The organism is Herbiconiux moechotypicola (assembly GCF_024979255.1).
Taxonomy (GTDB): domain Bacteria; phylum Actinomycetota; class Actinomycetes; order Actinomycetales; family Microbacteriaceae; genus Herbiconiux; species Herbiconiux moechotypicola.
Window position 1 is genome coordinate 69633 of the sequence record NZ_JANLCN010000006.1, and the last position, 20179, is coordinate 89811.

Annotated in this window: 17 protein-coding genes and 1 riboswitch; of the genes, 12 read left to right on the forward strand and 5 right to left on the reverse strand. The window is 70.0% G+C overall.

The window, feature by feature from the left end:
* Position 1 precedes the first annotated feature (1 nt).
* Positions 2-115: riboswitch (glycine riboswitch) on the forward strand.
* Positions 116-181: 66 nt separating this feature from the next.
* Genes gcvT through N1031_RS11035 form a run of 4 tightly spaced genes read left to right on the forward strand, consistent with a single transcriptional unit; the run spans position 182 to position 5468 of the window.
* Entirely contained in the window at positions 182-1363 is a 1182-nt protein-coding gene (gcvT, locus tag N1031_RS11020; RefSeq protein WP_259479684.1) for a glycine cleavage system aminomethyltransferase GcvT, read from the forward strand.
* Position 1364: 1 nt separating this feature from the next.
* Positions 1365-1736: a glycine cleavage system protein GcvH gene (gcvH, locus tag N1031_RS11025; RefSeq protein WP_259479686.1), complete on the forward strand. Its 372-nt coding sequence runs from the start codon at positions 1365-1367 to the stop codon at positions 1734-1736.
* Between the two features lie 8 nt (positions 1737-1744).
* Positions 1745-4669, forward strand: a complete 2925-nt coding sequence (gene gcvP, locus N1031_RS11030; protein WP_259479687.1) for an aminomethyl-transferring glycine dehydrogenase — start codon at positions 1745-1747, stop codon at positions 4667-4669.
* A gap of 43 nt (positions 4670-4712) precedes the next feature.
* Positions 4713-5468: a pentapeptide repeat-containing protein gene (locus N1031_RS11035; protein ID WP_259479688.1), complete on the forward strand. Its 756-nt coding sequence runs from the start codon at positions 4713-4715 to the stop codon at positions 5466-5468.
* Positions 5469-5471: 3 nt separating this feature from the next.
* Here the strand turns inward: N1031_RS11035 and N1031_RS11040 are convergent, their stop codons facing one another.
* On the reverse strand, positions 5472-6248 hold the full coding sequence (locus N1031_RS11040; RefSeq protein ID WP_259479689.1) for a CPBP family intramembrane glutamic endopeptidase: 777 nt from the start codon (positions 6246-6248) through the stop codon (positions 5472-5474).
* A 201-nt stretch (positions 6249-6449) separates the two neighbouring features.
* On the opposite strand from N1031_RS11040, the gene N1031_RS11045 reads away from it, so the two are divergent.
* The 6 genes from N1031_RS11045 (at position 6450) to N1031_RS11070 (ending at position 14278) form a co-directional block, all read left to right on the forward strand.
* A complete protein-coding gene (locus N1031_RS11045; protein WP_259479690.1) occupies positions 6450-8066 on the forward strand; it encodes a peptide ABC transporter substrate-binding protein in 1617 nt (538 codons plus the stop codon).
* Positions 8067-8172: 106 nt separating this feature from the next.
* A complete protein-coding gene (locus N1031_RS11050; protein ID WP_259479691.1) occupies positions 8173-9102 on the forward strand; it encodes an ABC transporter permease in 930 nt (309 codons plus the stop codon).
* Complete coding sequence (locus tag N1031_RS11055) at positions 9092-10048, forward strand: ABC transporter permease (RefSeq protein ID WP_259479692.1); 957 nt, start codon at positions 9092-9094, stop codon at positions 10046-10048. Before N1031_RS11050 ends, N1031_RS11055 begins: the two co-directional genes overlap by 11 nt.
* Entirely contained in the window at positions 10045-11817 is a 1773-nt protein-coding gene (locus N1031_RS11060) for a dipeptide ABC transporter ATP-binding protein (RefSeq protein ID WP_259479693.1), read from the forward strand. The genes N1031_RS11055 and N1031_RS11060 overlap by 4 nt, the downstream gene beginning before the upstream one ends.
* Before the next feature lie 52 nt (positions 11818-11869).
* On the forward strand, positions 11870-13777 hold the full coding sequence (gene typA, locus N1031_RS11065; protein ID WP_259479694.1) for a translational GTPase TypA: 1908 nt from the start codon (positions 11870-11872) through the stop codon (positions 13775-13777).
* A 33-nt stretch (positions 13778-13810) separates the two neighbouring features.
* On the forward strand, positions 13811-14278 hold the full coding sequence (locus tag N1031_RS11070; protein ID WP_259479696.1) for a hypothetical protein: 468 nt from the start codon (positions 13811-13813) through the stop codon (positions 14276-14278).
* Between the two features lie 6 nt (positions 14279-14284).
* On the opposite strand, the gene N1031_RS11075 is transcribed toward N1031_RS11070, so the two are convergent.
* From N1031_RS11075 to efeU, 4 genes are read right to left on the reverse strand one after another with little or no spacing between them, the layout of a single operon-like run.
* Positions 14285-15781 carry an MFS transporter gene (locus tag N1031_RS11075; protein ID WP_259479697.1) on the reverse strand — a complete coding sequence of 499 codons (1497 nt, stop codon included), beginning with the start codon at positions 15779-15781 and terminating at the stop codon, positions 14285-14287.
* 49 nt (positions 15782-15830) lie between these two features.
* On the reverse strand, positions 15831-17132 hold the full coding sequence (gene efeB / locus N1031_RS11080; protein ID WP_259479698.1) for an iron uptake transporter deferrochelatase/peroxidase subunit: 1302 nt from the start codon (positions 17130-17132) through the stop codon (positions 15831-15833).
* 31 nt (positions 17133-17163) lie between these two features.
* Positions 17164-18345 (reverse strand): iron uptake system protein EfeO, encoded by a 1182-nt coding sequence (efeO, locus tag N1031_RS11085; RefSeq protein ID WP_259479699.1) that lies wholly within the window; start codon positions 18343-18345, stop codon positions 17164-17166.
* A gap of 8 nt (positions 18346-18353) precedes the next feature.
* The gene (efeU, locus tag N1031_RS11090) at positions 18354-19214 is read right to left on the reverse strand and encodes an iron uptake transporter permease EfeU (RefSeq protein ID WP_259479700.1); all 861 of its coding nucleotides are present in this window, start codon (positions 19212-19214) and stop codon (positions 18354-18356) included.
* A 149-nt stretch (positions 19215-19363) separates the two neighbouring features.
* Here efeU and N1031_RS11095 point away from each other — a divergent pair, with 149 nt between their 5' ends.
* Both N1031_RS11095 and fdxA read left to right on the forward strand, forming a co-directional pair.
* Complete coding sequence (locus N1031_RS11095; RefSeq protein ID WP_259479701.1) at positions 19364-19804, forward strand: hypothetical protein; 441 nt, start codon at positions 19364-19366, stop codon at positions 19802-19804.
* A 37-nt stretch (positions 19805-19841) separates the two neighbouring features.
* Entirely contained in the window at positions 19842-20165 is a 324-nt protein-coding gene (gene fdxA / locus N1031_RS11100; protein WP_259479702.1) for a ferredoxin, read from the forward strand.
* Positions 20166-20179: the final 14 nt, after the last annotated feature.

The window sequence follows — 20179 nt, forward strand, 5'->3', positions numbered from 1 at the left end:
GCCACTCTGGAAAGCAGTCGCGGCATCGACAGCGGCTCGCCCACGGTGAAAGCACGCAGCCCCACCCGCACGGTGGAGGGCGTGTGAATCTCTCAGGCCCGATGACAGAGGGGGAGTTCTCGACAGCGCATCCGCGCAGATCGTTCGTGCCGGCCGGTCCGGCGCAGCAGAAGGAGAACTCATGCCCCCGTCCGCCGACCCCGCGGAGAGCACGCCTGCCTCGGAGACGCCGCCCGCGCATCCGCCGCAGGCCCTGCGCCCCTCGCCGCTCGACGCCGTGCACGAGGCCGCCGGTGCCTCGTTCACCGACTTCGCCGGCTGGCGCATGCCCGTGCGCTACTCCAGCGACCTCGCCGAGCACCGCGCCGTGCGCACCGCCGCCGGGCTGTTCGATCTCTCGCACATGGCCGAGTTCGAGGTCTCGGGCCCGGAGGGCGCCGCGTTCCTCGACCACGCGCTGGCCGGCAGGCTCTCGGCGATCGCCGAGGGGCAGGCGAAGTACTCGCTGCTGCTCGCCGACGACGGCGGGGTGATCGACGACGTCGTGGTCTACCGGCTGGGCGCCGAGGAATTCCTGGTGGTTGCCAACGCCTCCAACCGCGAACCGGTCGCCGAAGCGTTGGCCGACCGGGTGGCGGGGTTCCCGGATGCGCGGGTCGCCGACGTGAGCGACCAGACCGCGCTCGTGGCGGTGCAGGGGCCGGCCGCGCTGAGCATCCTGAGCGGCACCGAGGGTTTCGACGCACCGGGCTTCGGCGAGCTGCGCTACTACCGGGTGCTGCGCGGACGGTTCGAGGGCGGCCCGGTGCTGGTGGCCCGCACGGGCTACACCGGCGAGGACGGTTTCGAGCTGTACCTCGCGCCCGAAGCCGCTCCGGCGCTCTGGGCAGCCATCTCGGCGGCCGGTGCCGGCGAAGGCCTCGTGCCAGCGGGTCTCGCCAGCCGCGACACGCTCCGGCTCGAGGCCGGCATGCCGCTCTACGGCCACGAGCTCGACCGCGGCACGCTCCCCGTGCAGGCCGGCCTCGGCCGGGTGCCCGCCCTCGACAAGCCCGGGTTCGTGGGCCGCGACGCCCTCGTGGCCGGGCCCCGCGCATCCGCCCCGGTGCTCGTCGGCCTCGTGGCCGAGGGCAGACGCGCCGCCCGCGCCGGCTACGAAGTGTTCGCCGACGACGATTCGACCGAGCCGATCGGGCGCGTCACGAGCGGCGCGCTCTCGCCGACCCTCGGCCATCCCATCGCCCTCGCCTACGTCGACCCCGCCCACGCGGAGCCCGGACGGCGGCTCAGCGTCGACATCCGGGGCCGCCGCCTCGGCTACACCCTCACCACCCCTCCGTTCTACCGCCGGAAGAAGGACTGACATGACCGATCTCACCGCTCTCGGATACACCGCCGAACACGAATGGGTGAAGGTCGACGGCTCCGTCGCGACCATCGGCATCACCGCCTACGCCGCCGCCCAGCTCGGCGACATCGTCTACCTCGACCTGCCCGCCGAGGGCACCGAGCTCTCCGGCGGCACCGTCGTGGGCGAGATCGAGTCGACCAAGTCGGTGGGCGAGCTCTTCGCCCCCGTCGACGGCACCGTCGTGGAGACCAACCCGGCCGTGGCCGACTCGCCCGAGCTCGTGAACTCCGACCCCTTCGGCGAGGGCTGGCTCATCAAGGTGGAGTTCACCGCGCTGCCCACCCTGCTCACGGCCGCCGAGTACGCGGCGCTGACGGGGGAGTGACCCACCCGATGACCACACCCACCACTGTCTCCTCCCACGACGACTTCTCGCGCCGGCACATCGGCACCGACTCCGCGGCCCAGCGCCGCATGCTCGAGGCTCTCGGCTACGACGACCTCGACGCCCTCATGGTCGCCGCGGTGCCCTCCTCCATCCGCGTCGACCGCTCGCTCTCCGAGTCGCTGCTGCCGCCGGCCGCCACCGAGCGCGAGGCACTCGCCGAGCTGCGCGCCCTCGCCGGTCGCAACCGCGTCTCGGCGTCGTACCTCGGCCTCGGCTACTACGACACGGTCACGCCCGCCGTCATCACCCGCAACGTGCTCGAGAACCCGAGCTGGTACACCGCCTACACGCCCTACCAGCCCGAGATCTCGCAGGGCCGCTTGGAGGCGCTGCTCAACTTCCAGACCATGGTCACCGACCTCACCGGTCTCGCCACCGCGAACGCCTCGATGCTCGACGAGGGTACGGCGGCCGTGGAGGGGATGCTGCTGGCCAGGCGCGCGAGCAAGTCGGCCTCACACCGCTTCGTGGTCGACTCCGACGCCTTTCCGCAGACGAAGGCTCTGCTGCGCGCGCGGGCCGAGGCCGTCGGCATCGAGATCGTGGAACGCGACCTCGCGGTCGAGGGGATGGAGATCGACGGGGCCGACCCGGATGCGCGGGGCGCGTTCGGCGTGTTCGTGCAGTACCCGGGCGCCTCGGGCCGGGTGTGGGACCCCTCGCCCGTCGTGGCCGAGGTGCACTCCCGCCAGGGGCTCGCGGTGGTCGCGGCCGACCTGCTCGCCCTCGCCCTCCTCACCCCTCCGGGCGAGCACGGTGCCGACGTCGCGGTGGGCACCACGCAGCGCTTCGGCGTGCCGATGGGCTTCGGCGGCCCGCACGCCGGCTACCTCGCCGTGCGCGCCGGACTCGAACGCCAGCTGCCCGGCCGCCTCGTCGGCGTGAGCGTCGACGCCGACGGCCACCCCGCCTACCGGCTCAGCCTGCAGGCGCGCGAGCAGCACATCCGGCGCGAGAAGGCCACCTCGAACATCTGCACCGCGCAGGTGCTGCTCGCCGTGATGGCGTCGATGTACGCGGTGTACCACGGGCCGGAGGGGGTGCGGGCCATCGCGCAGCGGGTGGCCGACCAGACGGCGGCGCTCGCCGCCGCCCTCCGCGCCGCGGGGTACGAGCTCGAGCACGAGGCCTTCTTCGACACCCTCCAGCTGAGGGCGCCGGGCCGGGCCCACGGGCTCGTCGAGCACGCGCACGGCCGCGGCATCCTCCTGCGCGCGGTCGACGCAGACACGGTCGCCGTGTCGCTCGACGAGACCACCGACGACGTGCGGCTACTCGAGCTCGCCCGGGTGTTCGACGCCGTCGCGGGTACGGATGCGGGCACGGGCACGGATGCGCGGGAGACCGGCATCCCCTCGAAACTCGCCCGCACGAGCCCCTTCCTCACGCATCCCGTCTTCTCGGCGCACCACTCCGAGACGAGCATGATGCGCTACCTCAAGCGCCTCGCCGACGCCGACTACGCACTCGACCGCGGCATGATCCCGCTCGGTTCGTGCACCATGAAGCTCAACGCCGCCTCCGAGATGGAGGCCGTGTCGTGGCCCGAGTTCGCGGGACTGCACCCGTTCGCCCCGAAGGCCGACGTGGAGGGATCGCTCGAGCTCATCGCGCAGCTCGAGCGCTGGCTCGCCGAGGTGACCGGGTACGACTCGGTGTCGCTGCAGCCGAACGCGGGCAGCCAGGGCGAGCTGGCCGGGCTCCTGGCCATCCGCGCCTACCACCGCTCGCGGGGTGACGAGGCCCGCACGGTGTGCCTCATCCCGTCGAGCGCGCACGGCACCAACGCCGCCTCGGCCGTGCTGGCCGGGATGCGCGTGGTCGTGGTGGCCTGCGACGAGCTCGGCAACGTCGACCTCGGCGACCTGCGTGCGAAGATCGTCGCCCACGCCGCCGACCTCGCCGCGCTCATGATCACCTACCCCTCCACCCACGGGGTGTACGAGCACGAGGTGGCCGAGATCTGCCGGCTCGTGCACGAGGCGGGCGGCCAGGTCTACGTCGACGGGGCGAACCTCAATGCGCTGCTGGGGTTCGCGCGCTTCGGCGACTTCGGCGGAGACGTGTCGCACCTCAACCTGCACAAGACCTTCTGCATCCCGCACGGCGGAGGCGGACCAGGCGTCGGCCCGGTCGCCGCGAAGGCGCATCTCGCTCCATTCCTGCCGGGGCATATGTTCGCGCAGGAGGGCTCGCACCTGCTTGCCGACGGCACGCCGGTGCAGCACGACGGGGGGCCGATCTCGGCGGCGCCGTACGGCAGCCCCGGCATCCTTCCGATCAGCTGGGCCTACGTGCGCATGATGGGGCTCGAGGGCCTCACCCGGGCCACGGCGGCCGCCGTGCTGGCCGCGAACTACGTGGCTGCACGCCTGCGCGAGCACTACCCGGTGCTCTACACGGGCGACAACGGGCTGGTGGCGCACGAGTGCATCCTCGATCTCCGGGCGCTGACCCAGAGCACGGGCGTGACGGTCGACGACGTCGCGAAGCGCCTCGTCGACTACGGATTCCACGCCCCCACCATGAGCTTCCCGGTGGCGGGCACGCTCATGGTGGAACCGACCGAGAGCGAGGGCCTCGCCGAGATCGACCGCTTCGTCGACGCCATGATCGCCATCCGCGCCGAGATCGACGCGGTCGGTGCGGGGGAGTGGCCGGTGGCAGACAACCCCCTGCGCGGAGCGCCCCACACGGCGCGTGCCGTGATCGAGGGCGAGTGGGCGCATCCGTACTCGCGCGAGACGGCCGTGTACCCGCTGCGCTCACTCGTGCGCGGCAAGTACTGGCCGCCTGTGCGGCGTATCGACCAGGCGTACGGCGATCGCAACCTCGTGTGCGCCTGCCCGCCGCCCGAGGCGTTCGAGTAGGTGCTCGGGATCCGGGTCATCCGCCGCTGGTAGGGTCGGCCGCATGCCGCCCCGCACCGTGTTCCGTATTCCGCTCGCCGTCGCCGGGGCGGTCGTGGCGGCCTCGATCCTGGCCGTCGCCCCTGTCGCCGCAGCCTCGGCCGATCCGCTCTTCGAGGAGGGCGGATGCGTGGTGCTGCCCGTCTCCGACGGCGGCGCCGGAGGAGCGCAGTGCGCCGGGGTCGACCTCAGTGGCACCCGATTCGGCGAGGCCGACTTCACGGGCGCCGACCTCGCCGGGGCGTCGTTCGTCGACGGCGACGTGCAGGGAGCGGTGTTCACGGGCGCCGATCTCGCCGGGGCCGACTTCACGGGCACGCGGATCGTGGGGGCCGACTTCACGGGGTCGAGCATCCTGCCCGCCACGCTGACCGCTGAGGCCGACGAGACGGGCACCGCGCCGATCGAGATCGCGCCGGCCGTGCCGACCGGTCTGACGGTCGAAGGCTGCTCGATCGTGGGCACCCCGGTGGAGTCGGGCCAGAGCTTTCCGGTCGGCACCTCGTCGATGCTCTGCAGCATCTCGTCGTCGTTCGCGGGCACCGCGAGCGCCCTGGTGACGATCGAGGTGACGGCCTCGGTCTCGGCGCCCGCGACCCAGCAGCCGCTGTTCACCGAGGTGCCGGTCACCGGGGCGCCGGTCGCGGCTGAACAGGGTCCCGACGGTCTGCTGATCGGCCTCCTGATCGGGGGAGGGGCGCTCGTGGCCCTCGGCGTCGTGGCGTTCGTGTTGGCCAACCGGCGCCCGAGAGAGCGCTAGCCGTCAGCCGAACAGCGTGGGGAACCAGGCCAGGGCCACCGGGTACCCCACGAACGACACGATGTCGATGATCCAGTGCGCCACCACGAGCGGCATCACGCGGCCCCAGCGCCAGTAGCACCAGCCGAACACGATCCCCATCGCCACGTTGCCGACGAACGGCCCGGGCCCCTGGTAGAGGTGGTAGCTGCCCCGCAGCACGGCGGCACCCAGGATGATCGCCCACTTCGACAGGCCGAGCTGGCGCAGGCGGGTGAACAGGTAGCCCACCACGATCACCTCCTCCTGCAGGGCGGCCCGCAGCGCCGCCAGCACGAGGACCGGCACGGTGTACCAGTGGGTGTCGAGCGGCGAGGCCACCACGGCGGCGCTGTAGCCGAGCATCCGCCACACCGCGTAGAGCACGATGCCCGGCACGCCCACGACCAGCACGAGGAGCCAGCCGCGGCCGAGGTCGCGGGCCGGCTCGCGGAAGTCGAAGCCGATGCGGCGGAAGGGGTTGCCCCCCGAGATCGCGAGCAGGTAGAGCACCAGCGCGACCGGTACCAGGTCGAAGAAGATCGCGAGCAGCTGATACGTGAGGTCGAGCCAGGCCCGGTCGCTGAGCGCCCCGTTGAGGGTGGCCGTCTGGTCGGCGAGAGCGGTCTCCTGGGTGAGACGGGAGATCAGGCTCACGACGGAGTAGACGGCAGAGGCGCCGAGCGAGATACCGAGCACGAGCCCGATCTCCGTCCACAGCCGTCGGCGCCTCAGACGGGCCCATTCGAGCGCTCGAACCATCACTTCACTTTCTTGCGTAGAGCGCTACTTTTTCACACGAACTGTGGGATTCGCACAAGGATTCCTTGGAGATAGTTTCGGGTCTGTAACTTTTTTCTCCGTGGTTTGCAGCCAGCCTGGCCCCCACTTAGGGTACTTCCTTAGGTTGCGCCCCCCAGAAGGGGGCCGATCTCCTGCACCCATTTCTGCACAGGAGGAAAATTGAACAAGAGAAGGTACGGCATCGGCGCGCTCGCGCTGGTCGCCGCGAGCACCCTCGTGCTCGCCGGCTGCGCCAGCGGCGGCGCGGAGAGCACCTCGGGCGCCGACACGTCGGCGGTCATCACGGCGAACGGCTCCGAGCCGCAGAACCCGCTGATCCCCACCAACACCAACGAGACCGGTGGCGGCAAGATCCTCGACTCCATCTTCGCGGGGCTCGAGTACTACGACGCCACGGGGGCGCCGCAGCTCGACATGGCCGAGTCGATCGAGACCGAGGACTCGCAGACCTTCACCATCACGATCAAGCCCGACCAGACTTTCACCAACGGTGAGCCGGTCGACGCCAACTCCTTCGTCGACGCCTGGCAGTACGGCGCGCTCCTGTCGAACGAGCAGCTCAACAGCTACTTCTTCGAGGACATCGAGGGCTTCAGCTACGACGAGGACAGCCCCCTCACGGGTCTGAACGTCGTCGACGACCTCACCTTCACGGTGACCCTGAAAGAGCCCCGCTCCGACTTCCCGCTGCGCCTCGGCTACTCGGCCTTCTACCCGCTGCCCGCGTCGGCGTTCGACGACATCGAGGCCTACGGCCAGAACCCGATCGGCAACGGCCCGTACAAGCTGGCCTCCGACACCGCGTGGCAGCACAACGAGAAGATCGACCTGGTCGTGAACGAGGACTACGACGGCGGCCGCAAGGCGGCCAACGGCGGCCTCACCATCGTCTTCTACGCCAGTGAAGACGCCGCCTACGCCGACCTGCTCGGTGGCAACCTCGACGTGCTCGACGCCGTTCCTGCCAGCGCCTTCGCGACCTACGAGTCCGACCTGGGCGACCGTGCGGTGAACCAGCCGGCCGCGATCTTCCAGTCGTTCACCATCCCGGAGCGCCTCGCGCACTTCGGCAACGACGAGGAGGGCAAGCTCCGCCGCGCCGCCCTGTCGATGGCGATCAACCGCGACGAGATCACCGACATCATCTTCCAGGGCACCCGCACCCCGGCCAGCGACTTCACCTCCCCGGTGATCGACGGCTGGAGCGACTCGCTCGAGGGTGCCGAGGTACTCGCCTACGACCCCGACCAGGCCAAGGAGCTGTGGGCCCAGGCCGACGCCATCTCCCCGTGGTCGGGCACCTTCCAGATCGCGTACAACGCCGACGGCGGTCACGCCGAGTGGGTCGACGCCGTGTCGAACAGCATCAAGAACACCCTCGGCATCGACGCGTCGGGCGCTCCGTACCCGACCTTCGCCGAGGCGCGCACCGCGATCACCGACCGCTCCATCCAGACCGCGTTCCGCACCGGATGGCAGGCCGACTACCCGGGTCTGTTCAACTTCCTCGGCCCGCTCTACGCGACCAACGCGTCCTCCAACGACGGCGACTACACGAACCCCGAGTTCGACGCGCTGCTGAACGAGGGCTCGTCGACCGCCGACAGCGCCGAGGCGAACGCCGACTTCCAGAAGGCTCAGGAGATCCTGCTGCAGGACCTCCCCGCCATCCCGCTGTGGTACTCGAACGTGACCGGCGGTTACGGCGAGGGCGTGCAGAACGTGGAGTTCGGCTGGAACTCGGTGCCGCTCTACTACGAGATCACCAAGGGCTAGCACCCGCGTCATCGGGGGCGGCGGCTTCGTGCCGCCGCCCCCGATCCATGTCCCTGATCCTCGCGCGGCTACCCGCCCCTAGTTCTCGATTGGTACGGTCTGATTCGTGGCCGGATACATCCTCAGGCGTCTCCTCCAGGCGATCCCCGTCCTGCTGGGCACGACGTTCCTCATCTACTTCATGGTCTTCGCCATGCCGGGCGACCCCCTGCTCGCCCTGTTCGGCGACAAGACGCCGAACCCGGCCCTGCTCGAGCGGCTCCGCGAGGAGTACCACCTCGATCAGCCGTTCATCGTGCAGTACTTCCTCTACCTCGGCGGCATCTTCCGGGGCGACTTCGGCACCTCGTTCAGCGGCGAACCGGTCTCCGAGATCCTCGCCCGCACCTTCCCGGTGACGATCCGCCTCGCGATCATGGCGCTCATCATCGAGTTCGTCGGCGGCGTGATCGTCGGCCTCGTCTCCGGCCTCCGCAAGGGCAAGCTGTTCGACGCATCGGCGCTCGTCATCAGCCTCATCTTCATCTCGCTGCCGATCTTCGTGATCGCCTTCGTGGCGCAGTTCATCTTCGGCATCCAACTGGGCTGGGCCAGGACGACGGTGTCCACCGGGGCCCCGATCCAAGACCTGATCCTCCCCGCGTTCGTGCTGGCGTCGATCACCTTCGCCCAGCTGGTGAGGCTCACCCGGGCCTCCGTCATCGAGACCGAGGGTCTCGACTTCGTGCGCACCGCCTACGGCAAGGGGCTCAGCCGCCGCCGCATCATCCCGGTGCACATCCTGCGCAACTCGCTCATCCCGGTGGTCACCTACGCGGCCACCGACTTCGGCGTGCTGCTCGTGGGCGCCACGGTCACGGAGGGCATCTTCAACGTGCCCGGCGTCGGCCGCACGCTCTACCAGGCGATCATCCGAGGCGAGGGCCCGACCGTCGTCTCCTTCGTGACCGTGATGGTGCTCATCTACCTGGTGGTCAACCTCGTCGTCGACCTCCTGTACGGCCTTCTCGACCCGAGGATCCGCTATGTCAAATAACACTCCCACCCGGGGGCCCGGGCACTTCGTCGCTCCGTTGGAGGAGACTCCTCTCGTCGCCGTCGACGCCATCAAACTCGACGAGCGCAAGAGCAACCTCTGGATCGACGCCTGGCGCGACATGCGCCGCCGCCCCATGTTCTGGATCTCCGCCGTCATCATCCTGCTGGTGATCTTCGTGGCGTTCTTCCCCACGCTGTTCACGCAGGTGCCGCCCAACGACGACTGCCAGCTCGCGAACAGCAATGGCGCGCCCACCGGAGAGCACATCCTGGGCTTCACCAAGCAGGGCTGCGACATCTTCTCGCGCATCGTGCACGGTACCGCCACCTCGCTCTCGGTCGGCATCATCGTGACGATCCTCACCACGGTGCTCGGCATCCTGTTCGGCGCCTTCGCCGGGTTCTACGGCGGCTGGCTCGACTCGGTGCTCTCGCGCGCCGGCGACATCTTCTTCTCGATCCCCTACATCCTGGCCGCCGTGGTCATCATGTCGGTGTTCTCGGCCTACCGGAACGTGTTCGTCATCTCGCTGGCCATCGGAATCTTCGCCTGGCCGGCGACGGCCCGAGTGCTGAGAGCCGAGATCCTGAGGGTCAAACAGTCCGACTACGTGATGGCGGCGCAGGCGGTCGGGGTGTCGAACTTCCGCATCCTGCTGCGGCACGTGCTGCCGAACTCGATCGCCCCGGTGATCGTGGTCACCACCATCTCGCTGGGCGCGGCGATCGTGGCCGAGGCCACGCTGTCGTTCCTCGGCGTGGGGCTGCCGAACTCCACCATGTCGTGGGGCAACGACATCAGCGCCGCGCAGGTCGACCTGCGCACCGCCCCGCAGACGCTCATCTACCCCTCACTCGCGCTCTCCATCACCGTCCTCGCCTTCATCATGATGGGCGAGGTCATCCGAGACGCGCTCGACCCGAAGGCGAGGGCCCAGCGATGAGCGACCCCACCACCACCCCGGGCGCGCGCCCGCTGCTCGAGATCAAGAACCTCGAGGTCGGCTTCCAGTCCTCCGACGGCATCATCCCGGCCGTGCGCGGGGTCGATCTCACCCTCATGGCCGGCCAGACCCTCGCCATCGTGGGGGAGTCCGGCTCGGGCAAGTCGACCACCGCCTCCGCCATCATCAACCTGCTCCCGGGGGCCGGACGCATCACCGGCGGGTCGATCCTCTTCGATGGCAAAGAGCTCACCAACTACTCCACGAAGCAGATGGAGGACATCCGGGGCCGCGAGATCGGCTACGTGCCGCAAGACCCCATGTCGAACCTCAACCCGGTGTGGAGCGTCGGCTTCCAGGTCGAGGAGACGATCCGCGCGAACGGCATCGCCACCGGCCGGAAGGCCGTGCGGGAGCACGCCATCCAGGTGCTCCGCGAGGCCGGGCTGCAGGATGCGGACAAGCGGCTCAAGCAGTTCCCGCACCAGTTCTCGGGCGGTATGCGGCAGCGCGTGCTCATCGGCATCGGCCTGTCGTCGCGCCCCAAGCTGCTCATCGCCGACGAGCCCACCTCGGCGCTCGACGTCACCGTGCAGCGGCGCATCCTCGACCACCTCGAGACCCTCACCCGCGACATCGGCACCGCGGTGCTCTTCATCACCCACGACCTGGGCCTCGCCGCCGAGCGCGCCGAGCAGCTCGTGGTGATGTACAAGGGGCGCATCGTCGAGGCGGGCCCCTCGCGGGAGATCCTCGAGAACCCCCTGCACCCCTACACGCAGCGCCTGGTGGCCGCAGCGCCCAGCCTGGCCTCGCGCCGCATCCTCTCGGCCACGCAAGAATCGGCGACGCACTCGCTCAGCGACCTCGACTACGCGCCCACGACGGTCACCGAGGGCATCGACCTCATCGCGGCCGCGGAGGAGCGGGTCGAGCGGGAGCGCGCCGGTGGAGCCGCGCCGACGCGCCGCCCCGACGCCATCGTGGTGAACGACCTCACGAAGGTCTACAAGATCCGCGGCCAGGGCAAGGGCTCGGCGGGCGAGATCACCGCCGCCGACCACGTGTCGTTCGCGGTGGAGAAGGGCACCACCACGGCGATCGTGGGGGAGTCGGGCTCGGGCAAGTCGACCGTGGCGAAGATGATCCTCAAGCTCGAGCAGCCCACCAGCGGCCAGATCCTGATCGACGGCGTCGACGTGGCGCCGCTGAAGGGTCGCTCGCTGCTCGACCTGCGCCGCCGCCTGCAGCCGGTGTTCCAAGACCCCTACGGTTCGCTCAACCCGCTGCGCAACATCGGCAACACCATCGCCGAGCCGTTGCTCGTGCACAAGGCGGGTGACCACGCGAGCCGCCGCGCCCGGGTGCTCGAGCTGCTCGACCAGGTGGCCTTGCCCCAATCGCTCATCACGCGCTACCCGAACGAACTCTCGGGCGGACAGCGTCAGCGCGTCGCCATCGCACGCGCTCTCGCGCTCAAGCCCGACATCGTCGTGCTCGACGAGGCGGTGTCGGCACTCGACGTGCTGGTGCAGGCGCAGATCCTGAAGCTCCTGGCCGAGCTGCAGTCCGAGCTCGAGCTCACTTACCTCTTCATCACGCACGATCTCGCGGTCGTGCGGGTCATCGCCGACAACGTGTGCGTGATGCAGAAGGGTCGCATCGTGGAGGCGGCTTCGACCGACGAGGTCTTCGACCACCCTCAGGAGCAGTACACTAAGGAGTTGCTGAACGCCATTCCGGGTGCCGGAATCGCCCTGGGCGTCTAGCTGTACGGGCCTCGTCGCCCACCTTCTCACGCACACCAAGAGGACTTCTCCCATGGCCCATGCCACCCGTTCCGACCTGCGCAACGTCGCGATCGTCGCCCACGTCGACCACGGCAAGACCACCCTGGTCGACGCCATGCTCACGCAGACGAACTCGTTCGACGCGCACTTCGACGCCGACGACCGCATGATGGACTCGAACGACCTCGAGCGCGAGAAGGGCATCACGATCCTCGCCAAGAACACGGCGATCTCGTACAACGGCGTGCACGCCACCGGCGCCCCCATCACCATCAACGTGATCGACACCCCGGGCCACGCCGACTTCGGCGGCGAGGTGGAGCGCGGCCTCTCGATGGTCGACGGCGTGGTGCTGCTCGTCGACGCCAGCGAGGGCCCGCTGCCGCAGACCCGCTTCGTGCTGCGCAAGGCCCTCGAGGCGAAGCTCCCCGTCATCCTCCTGGTCAACAAGACCGACCGGCCGGATGCGCGCATCGACGAGGTCGTCGGAGAGTCGCAAGACCTGCTGCTGGGTCTCGCCTCCGACCTGGCCGACGACGTGCCCGACCTCGACCTCGACGCCATCCTCGACGTGCCGGTGGTCTACGCCTCGGGCCGTAACGGCGCCGCGAGCCTGAACAAGCCGGCCAACGGCGAGCTGCCCGACAACGGCGACCTCGAGCCGCTCTTCGGCGCCATCCTCGAGCACATCCCGGCCCCCACCTACGACGACGAGGCGCCCCTCCAGGCCCACGTCACCAACCTCGACTCCTCGCCCTTCCTCGGCCGCCTCGCGCTCCTGCGCGTGTTCAATGGCGAGATCAAGAAGGGCCAGCAGGTCGCGTGGGTCAAGCACGACGGCACGGTGCAGAACCAGCGCATCACCGAGCTGCTCATGACCAAGGCGCTCACCCGCTACCCGACCGAGAAGGCCGGCCCCGGCGACATCGTGGCCATCGCGGGCATTGAGAACATCACCATCGGCGAGACCATCGCCGACCCGGAGGACGTGCGTCCCCTGCCCGCCATCGTGGTCGACGACCCCGCCATCTCGATGACCATCGGCACCAACACCTCGCCGCTCGTCGGCAAGGTGAAGGGCCACAAGCTCACCGCCCGCATGGTGAAGGACCGCCTCGACCGCGAGCTCATCGGCAACGTGTCGCTCCGGGTCGAAGACATCGGGCAGCCCGACGCCTGGGAGGTTCAGGGCCGTGGCGAGCTCGCCCTCGCCATCCTGGTCGAGAACATGCGCCGCGAGGGCTTCGAGCTCACCGTCGGCAAGCCCCAGGTGGTCACCCGCCAGATCGACGGCAAGACCCACGAGCCCTTCGAGCACCTCACCATCGACGCGCCCGAGGAACACCTCGGCGCCATCACCCAGCTGCTGGCCGCGCGTAAGGGCCGCATGGAGGGCATGTCGAACCACGGTACGGGCTGGGTACGCATGGAGTTCATCGTGCCCTCGCGCGGCCTCATCGGCTTCCGCACCGAGTTCCTCACCATCACCCGCGGCACCGGTATCGCCAACGCGATCTCGCACGGTTACGAGCCCTGGGCGGGGTCCATCGTCACCCGCAACAACGGCTCCATCGTGGCCGACCGCTCCGGCGTCGTCACCCCGTTCGCCATCATCGGCCTGCAGGAGCGCATGACCTTCTTCGTGAACCCCACCGAGGAGGTCTACGAGGGCATGGTCATCGGTGAGAACTCGCGCGCCGACGACATGGACGTGAACATCACGAAGGAGAAGAAGCTCACGAACATGCGTTCGTCGACGGCCGACTCCTTCGAGTCGATGACGCCGTCGCGCCAGCTCTCGCTCGAAGAGTGCCTGGAGTTCGCCCGCGAGGACGAGTGCGTCGAGGTCACGCCCGAGACGGTGCGCATCCGCAAGGTGGAGCTCGACCAGAACGCGCGCGCCCGACGCACCGCGAACCTCAAGCGCGCCAACCAGTAGCGCGGGGCCCCGGATGCGGCCATAATCGGGGGCATGAGGCTCACGAAGACGTCCGCCGCCCTCGCCCTAGCGCTGGGCGCCCTGCTCGCGCCGGCGCTCACCGGCTGCATCGGCAACCCGGTGGAGCAGATCGTCGAGGGCGCGGTGGAGCAGGCCGGCGGGGGAGACGTCGACCTCAATTCCGACGGCGGCCTTCCCGACGGCTTCCCCACCGAGGTGCCGCTCTACGACGGCGAGATCCAGGGCGGCGTGGCCGTCGACACCGCCGAGGGCGGGGGCTGGACGGTCGTGGTGGCGGTCTCCGACCCGCAGGCCTCCTTCACGAGCATCAACGACCAGCTCGTGGCCGCCGGCTTCGAGTCGCAGTTCTCGGGGTTCACCGACGGCTCCGGCACAGGGATGTACGTGGGGCCCACGTACTCGGTGCTCGTCACCGTCGCCGACGACGGGTCGGGCGCGGTCACGGCCACCTACATCGTCACGCAGTCGGCGTCGCAGTAGCCCCGTTCAGTCGCGCGGCATGCGGGCGCTGATCGCCCACGAGCAGGCCGTGAGAACGAGTCCGAGGGCGAACACGGCGGCGAACGATATCGCCGACGATGCGCCCGCGGACACACCCGCCCCGGCCACCGACTGGAACAGGATGCCGCCCAGCGCGATCGACATCGCGGGCCCCGCGGCGTCGGCGATGTTGAGCGCGGCGCTGTTGAACCCCTGCCGCTCGGGCTCCGAGTGCCCGAGCACGAGCACCGACAGCCGTGGGTAGGCCAGCCCCATCCCCGTGCCGGAGATCGCCCATCCGGCGATGGCCACCCAGACCGGGAGCTCGAAGGCGGCGGCGACCAGCACCACGGCCAGGGCGAGCAGCACGGCGGCCACCCCGATACGCACGCTCGACCGGCTCGACAGCCTCGACCCGAGGCGGCCCTGCAGCAGCGACGCGCCACCCCAGAACACACCGCTCACCGTCAGCGAGAGCCCGGCCGCGGCCGGTGAGAGCCCGTGCTCGGCGGTGAAGAGATAGGGCAGGTAGATCTCGGCCACGAAGTAGCCGCCCGCGAGCGCGAGCTTGGCCAGGATGACGCTCGGCAGTCCGCGGCCCGCCCGCAGCGTGCCCGGTGGCGTGAGCGGGCGCAGCGCCACGAGGGCGACGACGAAGCCGAGCGTGGCGGCCACGAACACGAAGGCCCCTTCGAGTTCGGTCGACGCACTCAGCACGAGCACCGCCAGGGCGAGTCCGGCCGCCCAGAGGATGCGAGCCACCGGGCGCCCGGGCGCCTCCGAACCCACGGCCTGACCACCATCGCGAAGGCCGCCGTCGCGAGGGCCGCCGTCGCCGTAGCCTCGCGCATCCGTCTCGGCGACCGCGTCCGCATCCGCCCGCGCATCCGCCCCCGCCGGCACGCCGCGCAGCACCCGCATGGCCGGTGCCACCATGAGCGCCGCCGGCACCACGAGCGCCGCCACGCCGAGAAAGACCCAGCGCCAGCCCACCGTGTCGCCGATCACGCCCGCCAGGAACGGCCCCACCAGGGCGGGCAGCACCCACGCCGCCGAGAACGCCCCGAACACCTTGGGCTGCAGCGCGCCCGGATACACTCGCGCCACGATCACGTAGAGCGCCACCGTCGTGCCGCCCGACCCGAGCCCCTGCACGAGGCGGCCGAGCACCACCAGCTCCATGACGGGCGCCGTGCCGGCGACCACCAGTCCCGCGAAGAACAGCCCCACCGCGAGCACCAGCGGCGTGCGCGGACCCGTGCGGTCGCACCAGATGCCGGCCGCGACCATCCCGAGCACCGAGGCGGCCAGCGGGGCCGCGAACGCGACGGCGTAGAGCTCGGCCCCGTCGAGCTCGGCGGCGATCACCGGCATCACCGTGGTGACCGCGAGGTTCTCGAACGCGGCCACGAACACCAGGACGATGGCGCCCAGCGTCACCAGCCGGAACCTCGAGGAGAACAGCCCATCCGTTACCGGAGCGAGATCGGGCGGTGAGGTCACACCACCGACCGTAGAACCTCGACCCCGGTGGAGGTCAAGTCGGCGCGCGTCACCCGAAAAGGGTCTCGCCCACGTAGCCGCCCTCGCTCGCCCCCGGGGGCACCGCGAAGATGCCCGAACCCACGTGCCGGATGTACTCGTTCATCGCGTCGTTCTTGGCGAGGTTGAGCTGGATCGGGATGAACTGGGTGCGGGGGTCGCGCTGGAACGCAATGAAGAACAGGCCCGCGTTCAGCCGCCCGAGCTCGTCGTTGCCGTCGACGAAGTTGTAGCCGCGGCGCAGCAGTTGGGCGCCGGCGTTCTGGTCGGGATGAGACAGCCGCACGTGTGCATCCGTCGCAATGAGCGGCTCGCCGCCCCGGCCCGTCGCGGCGAAGTCGGGCGGGGTGAACTCGGTGCCGCCCGAGAACGGCGCGCCCTCGCCCTTCGTGCGGCCCACGATCGCCTCCTGCTCGCGGAGCGAGGTGCGGTCCCAGGTCTCGATGGTCATGCGGATCTTGCGGGCCACGAGGTAGGAGCCGCCCGCCATCCAGGCCGCCCCGTCGTCGGCGGAGGCCCACACCTGCTCGTCGACCACCTCCGTTTCTTCGGCCTTGATGTTCGCGGTGCCGTCCTTGAACCCGAACAGGTTGCGCGGCGTCGCCTGCGCCGTGGTGGTGGAGCTGGTGCGGCCGAAGCCGAGCTGCGACCAGCGGATGGCCGCGCGGCCGAACGCGATGCGGGAGAGGTTGCGGATGGCGTGCACCGCGACCTGGGGGTCGTCGCTGCAGGCCTGGATGCAGAGGTCGCCGCCCGTGAGCGTGTCTTGCAGCATGTCGGCGGGGAAGTGCGGCAGGTCGACGAGGGCCGCCGGACGCTGCGCGGCGATGCCGAAGCGGTCGGTGCCGTCGGCCGCGGTGAAGAGGGTGGGGCCGAACCCGAAGGTGATGGTGAGACCGGATGCGGGCAGACCCAGGGCCTCGCCGGTGTCGTCGGGCGGTGCGTCGTAGGGGCCGTTGACGGCGCCGTACTGACCGACCGGCTGACCCGCTGTCATGAGGGCTGCGGCGGCGCTCCAGTCCTGCAGCAGCTCGATAAGGTCGTCGCGCGACAGGTCGGCGGCGACGTCGTAGCTGGCGAAGTGGAGCCGGTCTTGCGCGGGGCTGATGATGCCCGACTGGTGCGTGCCGTAGAACGGGTACACCGCCGCGTTCTCCTGCGCGGAGGCAGATGCTGTGGCGGGGGCGACGACGAAGCGGTCGAGCGAGAAGCCGACCCCGGCCCCCACGACGCCGGCGCCGGCCAGCCCGAGCAGTCCCCGTCGGGAGATGCCCGGGCGTGCCGGCGCCGGTTCGTCGTGGTGGTCGGTCATGCGATCAACTGTAGGTGCAGCGGATGGGCGCTCAGCCCACCAGCGTCGCGGTGAGCTGGCTGAGCGGTTCGCTGAGCGCGGAGACGCCGTCGGCGAGCTCCTTCACCTCGTCGGGGGTGAGGTCGGTGTAGTAGACGAACCCGTCGTCGAGGCTGCCGTAGCCGGCCAGCAGGGTCTCCAGCGACGCGAAGCGCTCGTCGATGGTGGTGACCAGCTCGGGGTCCTTCTCCTCGACGATGTCGCGCACGCCCTCGTAGGCCACACGGGCGCCCTCGAGGTTGGCCTGGAAGTCCCACAGGTCGGTGTGCGACCAGATCTCCTCCTCACCGGTGATCTTGCCGGAGGCGACCTCCTCGAGCAGGCCGATGGCGCCGTTGGAGATGGCGTCGATCGACACGGTGTAGTCGGCCGCGTTCACGGCGTCCGCGAGCAGCTGGGTGTCGGCCACGAGCTTCTCGGCGTAGTAGCTGCGCTCGTCCGAGGTGAGCGGCGTGTACTCCACCCCTCCGTTGTCGGCGGCCGCCGGCGGGAAGAGATCCTTCTCGATGCGGTGCCAGCCGGTCCACTCGTCGCCCTCGGCCACGTCGGCCTCGCGGAAGTCGATGGCCGGGTCGAGGTCGCCGAACGACTCCGCGACGGGCTCGATGCGCTCGTAGTTCGCGCGGGTGGTGGCGTAGAGGGCGCGGGCCTCGTCGTCGTTCCCGGCGAGGTAGGCGTCGACGAAGGTCTGGGTGCCCACCACGAGCTGGGCCACCTGGTCCTTGATGTAGGCGACGTAGTTCGCCGCCGCGGCGTCGACCTGGTCCTGCAGGTCGCCGGCGAGCTCGACGCGGTCGCCGGTCACCGAGAACGCGGCCTTGCCGATGCCGTCGCCCACCATGCCGGGCTTGCACACGGTGAAGTAGTCGCCGGGCTGGGCCTGCACCACGAGGTCGCGCGAGATGCCGGGGCCCACGTTCTCGACCTCGCCCACGATGCGCAGGCCGTCGTCGGCGAGCAGGTAGAACTCGGTCACCTGGTCGCCCGAGTTGGTGACCGAGAAGGTGAGCGTGCCGCTCGTGGCGGTGGAGGCGCTCACGACGCAGTCGTCGGCCGTGCTGTCGACCGTGATGGCTGCGGTGTCGCTCGACGACGACGCGTTCGGCACGCACCCCGAGAGGGCGAGCAGAGCCGCGGCCGCGGTGGCCGTGGCGAGGAGGGACTTGGTCTTCACGAATGCTCCTAGCTGTGTGCGGTGCGTGGGGTGGTGGCGGCCTCTGCTGGTGCGGCCGTCGTCTTCGGTCCTCGGCGCACGGCGCGGAGGAAGAGCAGCATCGTCGGCACGAAGTAGGCGAGCCAGACGACGAGTTCGAGCCACGTGGTGGCGGGGGAGAAGTTGATGGTGCCCTTCAGCAGGGTGCCGTACCAGCTGTCGGGCGGGATGACGGCGCTCACGTCGAAGGCGAGGTTGTTCAGCCCCGGGAGGATGCCGGCCTCCTGCAGGTCGTGCACGCCGTAGCTCAGCACTCCGGCGGCGACCAGGATGAGGAACCCGCCCGACCAGGCGAAGAACTTCGCGAGGTTGATGCGCACGAGCCCCCGGTAGATGAGGTAACCCAGCACGACCGCGGCGGCGATGCCGAGCGCCGCGCCGAGGATCGGCAGCGTGGTCTCGCCGGTCGCCTGCACGGCGGCCCAGATGAACAGCGCCGTCTCGATGCCCTCGCGGCCCACCGCGAGGAACGCGACGAGCACGAGCCCCCAGCCGGCGCCGACGAGCGCCTTGTCGATGTCGCTGTGCAGGGTTCCCCTGAGGTTCTGGCTGGTGCGCAGCATCCAGAACACCATCCAGGTGACGAACCCGGTGGCGATGATGGAGAGCGAGCCGCCGATGGCCTCCTGCGCCTCGAAGCTCAACCCGTAGGCCCCGAAGGTGAGCACCGCGCCGAGCGTGAGGGCCACCAGCACGGCGAGACCCACGCCCATCCAGAGCCGCACGAGCACGTCGGCCCGGCCGAGCTTCTTCACGTAGGCGATGAGGATGCCGACCACCAGGGCCGCCTCGAGGCCTTCACGCAGGCCGATCAGGAAGTTGGCGAGCACGCGAACCGATTCTTCATAGGAAAGCGGTAAGGGTTGCCTTACCGAATGTCGAGAGTAGACCCGCGGCGGTCTTTTGTCCATCGCGGGGGTCGACAGCGGTGTCGCGCACAGTTCAGGATGCTCGCGGCGGAGCCTCGTAGGCTGGTGGCGTGTCGTACCCGCCCGCCGTCGCATCCGCCCCGCCCGCCGCATCCGGAGCCCTCGTGCCCTCGACCGGTCTGCGTGTGCTCGCCGTCGTCGTGGCGCTCGCACTGGGGTTCCTGTTCGGGGTGCTCGGCACGATCGTGCACCAGATCACCGTCAGCGCGTTCGGGCTGTTCGACCTCCCGGTCGGCCTCATCATCGCCCTGCCCGCGTTCGCCCTGCTACTCGTCGGGCTGCGCATGGTGGCGCCGTCGCGGTGGGCGGCGCTCGCGGCCGCCGCGGGGGCCGTCGCGATCGTGGCGCTGCTGGCGCTGCCGGGCCCCGGAGGCTCCGTACTCATCCCCGACAGCGTGCTCGGCATGGTGTGGGTGGTGGGAGCGCCGCTGGTCGCCGTGGTGGTGCTGGCCTGGCCGCGGATGCGCGGAGCATCCCGGCCCGCGGCGTAGACTTGACTGCCTGGTGTTCGAAGGAGCCTGAACCACTGTGACCTATGTCATCGCCCTCCCGTGCGTCGACGTCAAAGACCGTGCGTGCATCGACGAATGCCCCGTCGACTGCATCTACGAGGGTGAACGCTCGCTCTACATCCACCCCGACGAGTGCGTCGACTGCGGTGCCTGCGAGCCGGTGTGCCCGGTCGAGGCCATCTACTACGAAGACGACCTGCCCGAGGAGTGGACCGACTACTACAAGGCCAACGTCGAATTCTTCGACGAGGTCGGCTCTCCGGGGGGCGCCGCCAAGGTGGGCGTGATCAAGCACGACCACCCGCTGGTGGCCGCGCTGCCGCCCCAGGGCGAGCACTGACCGGGCGGCCCGGC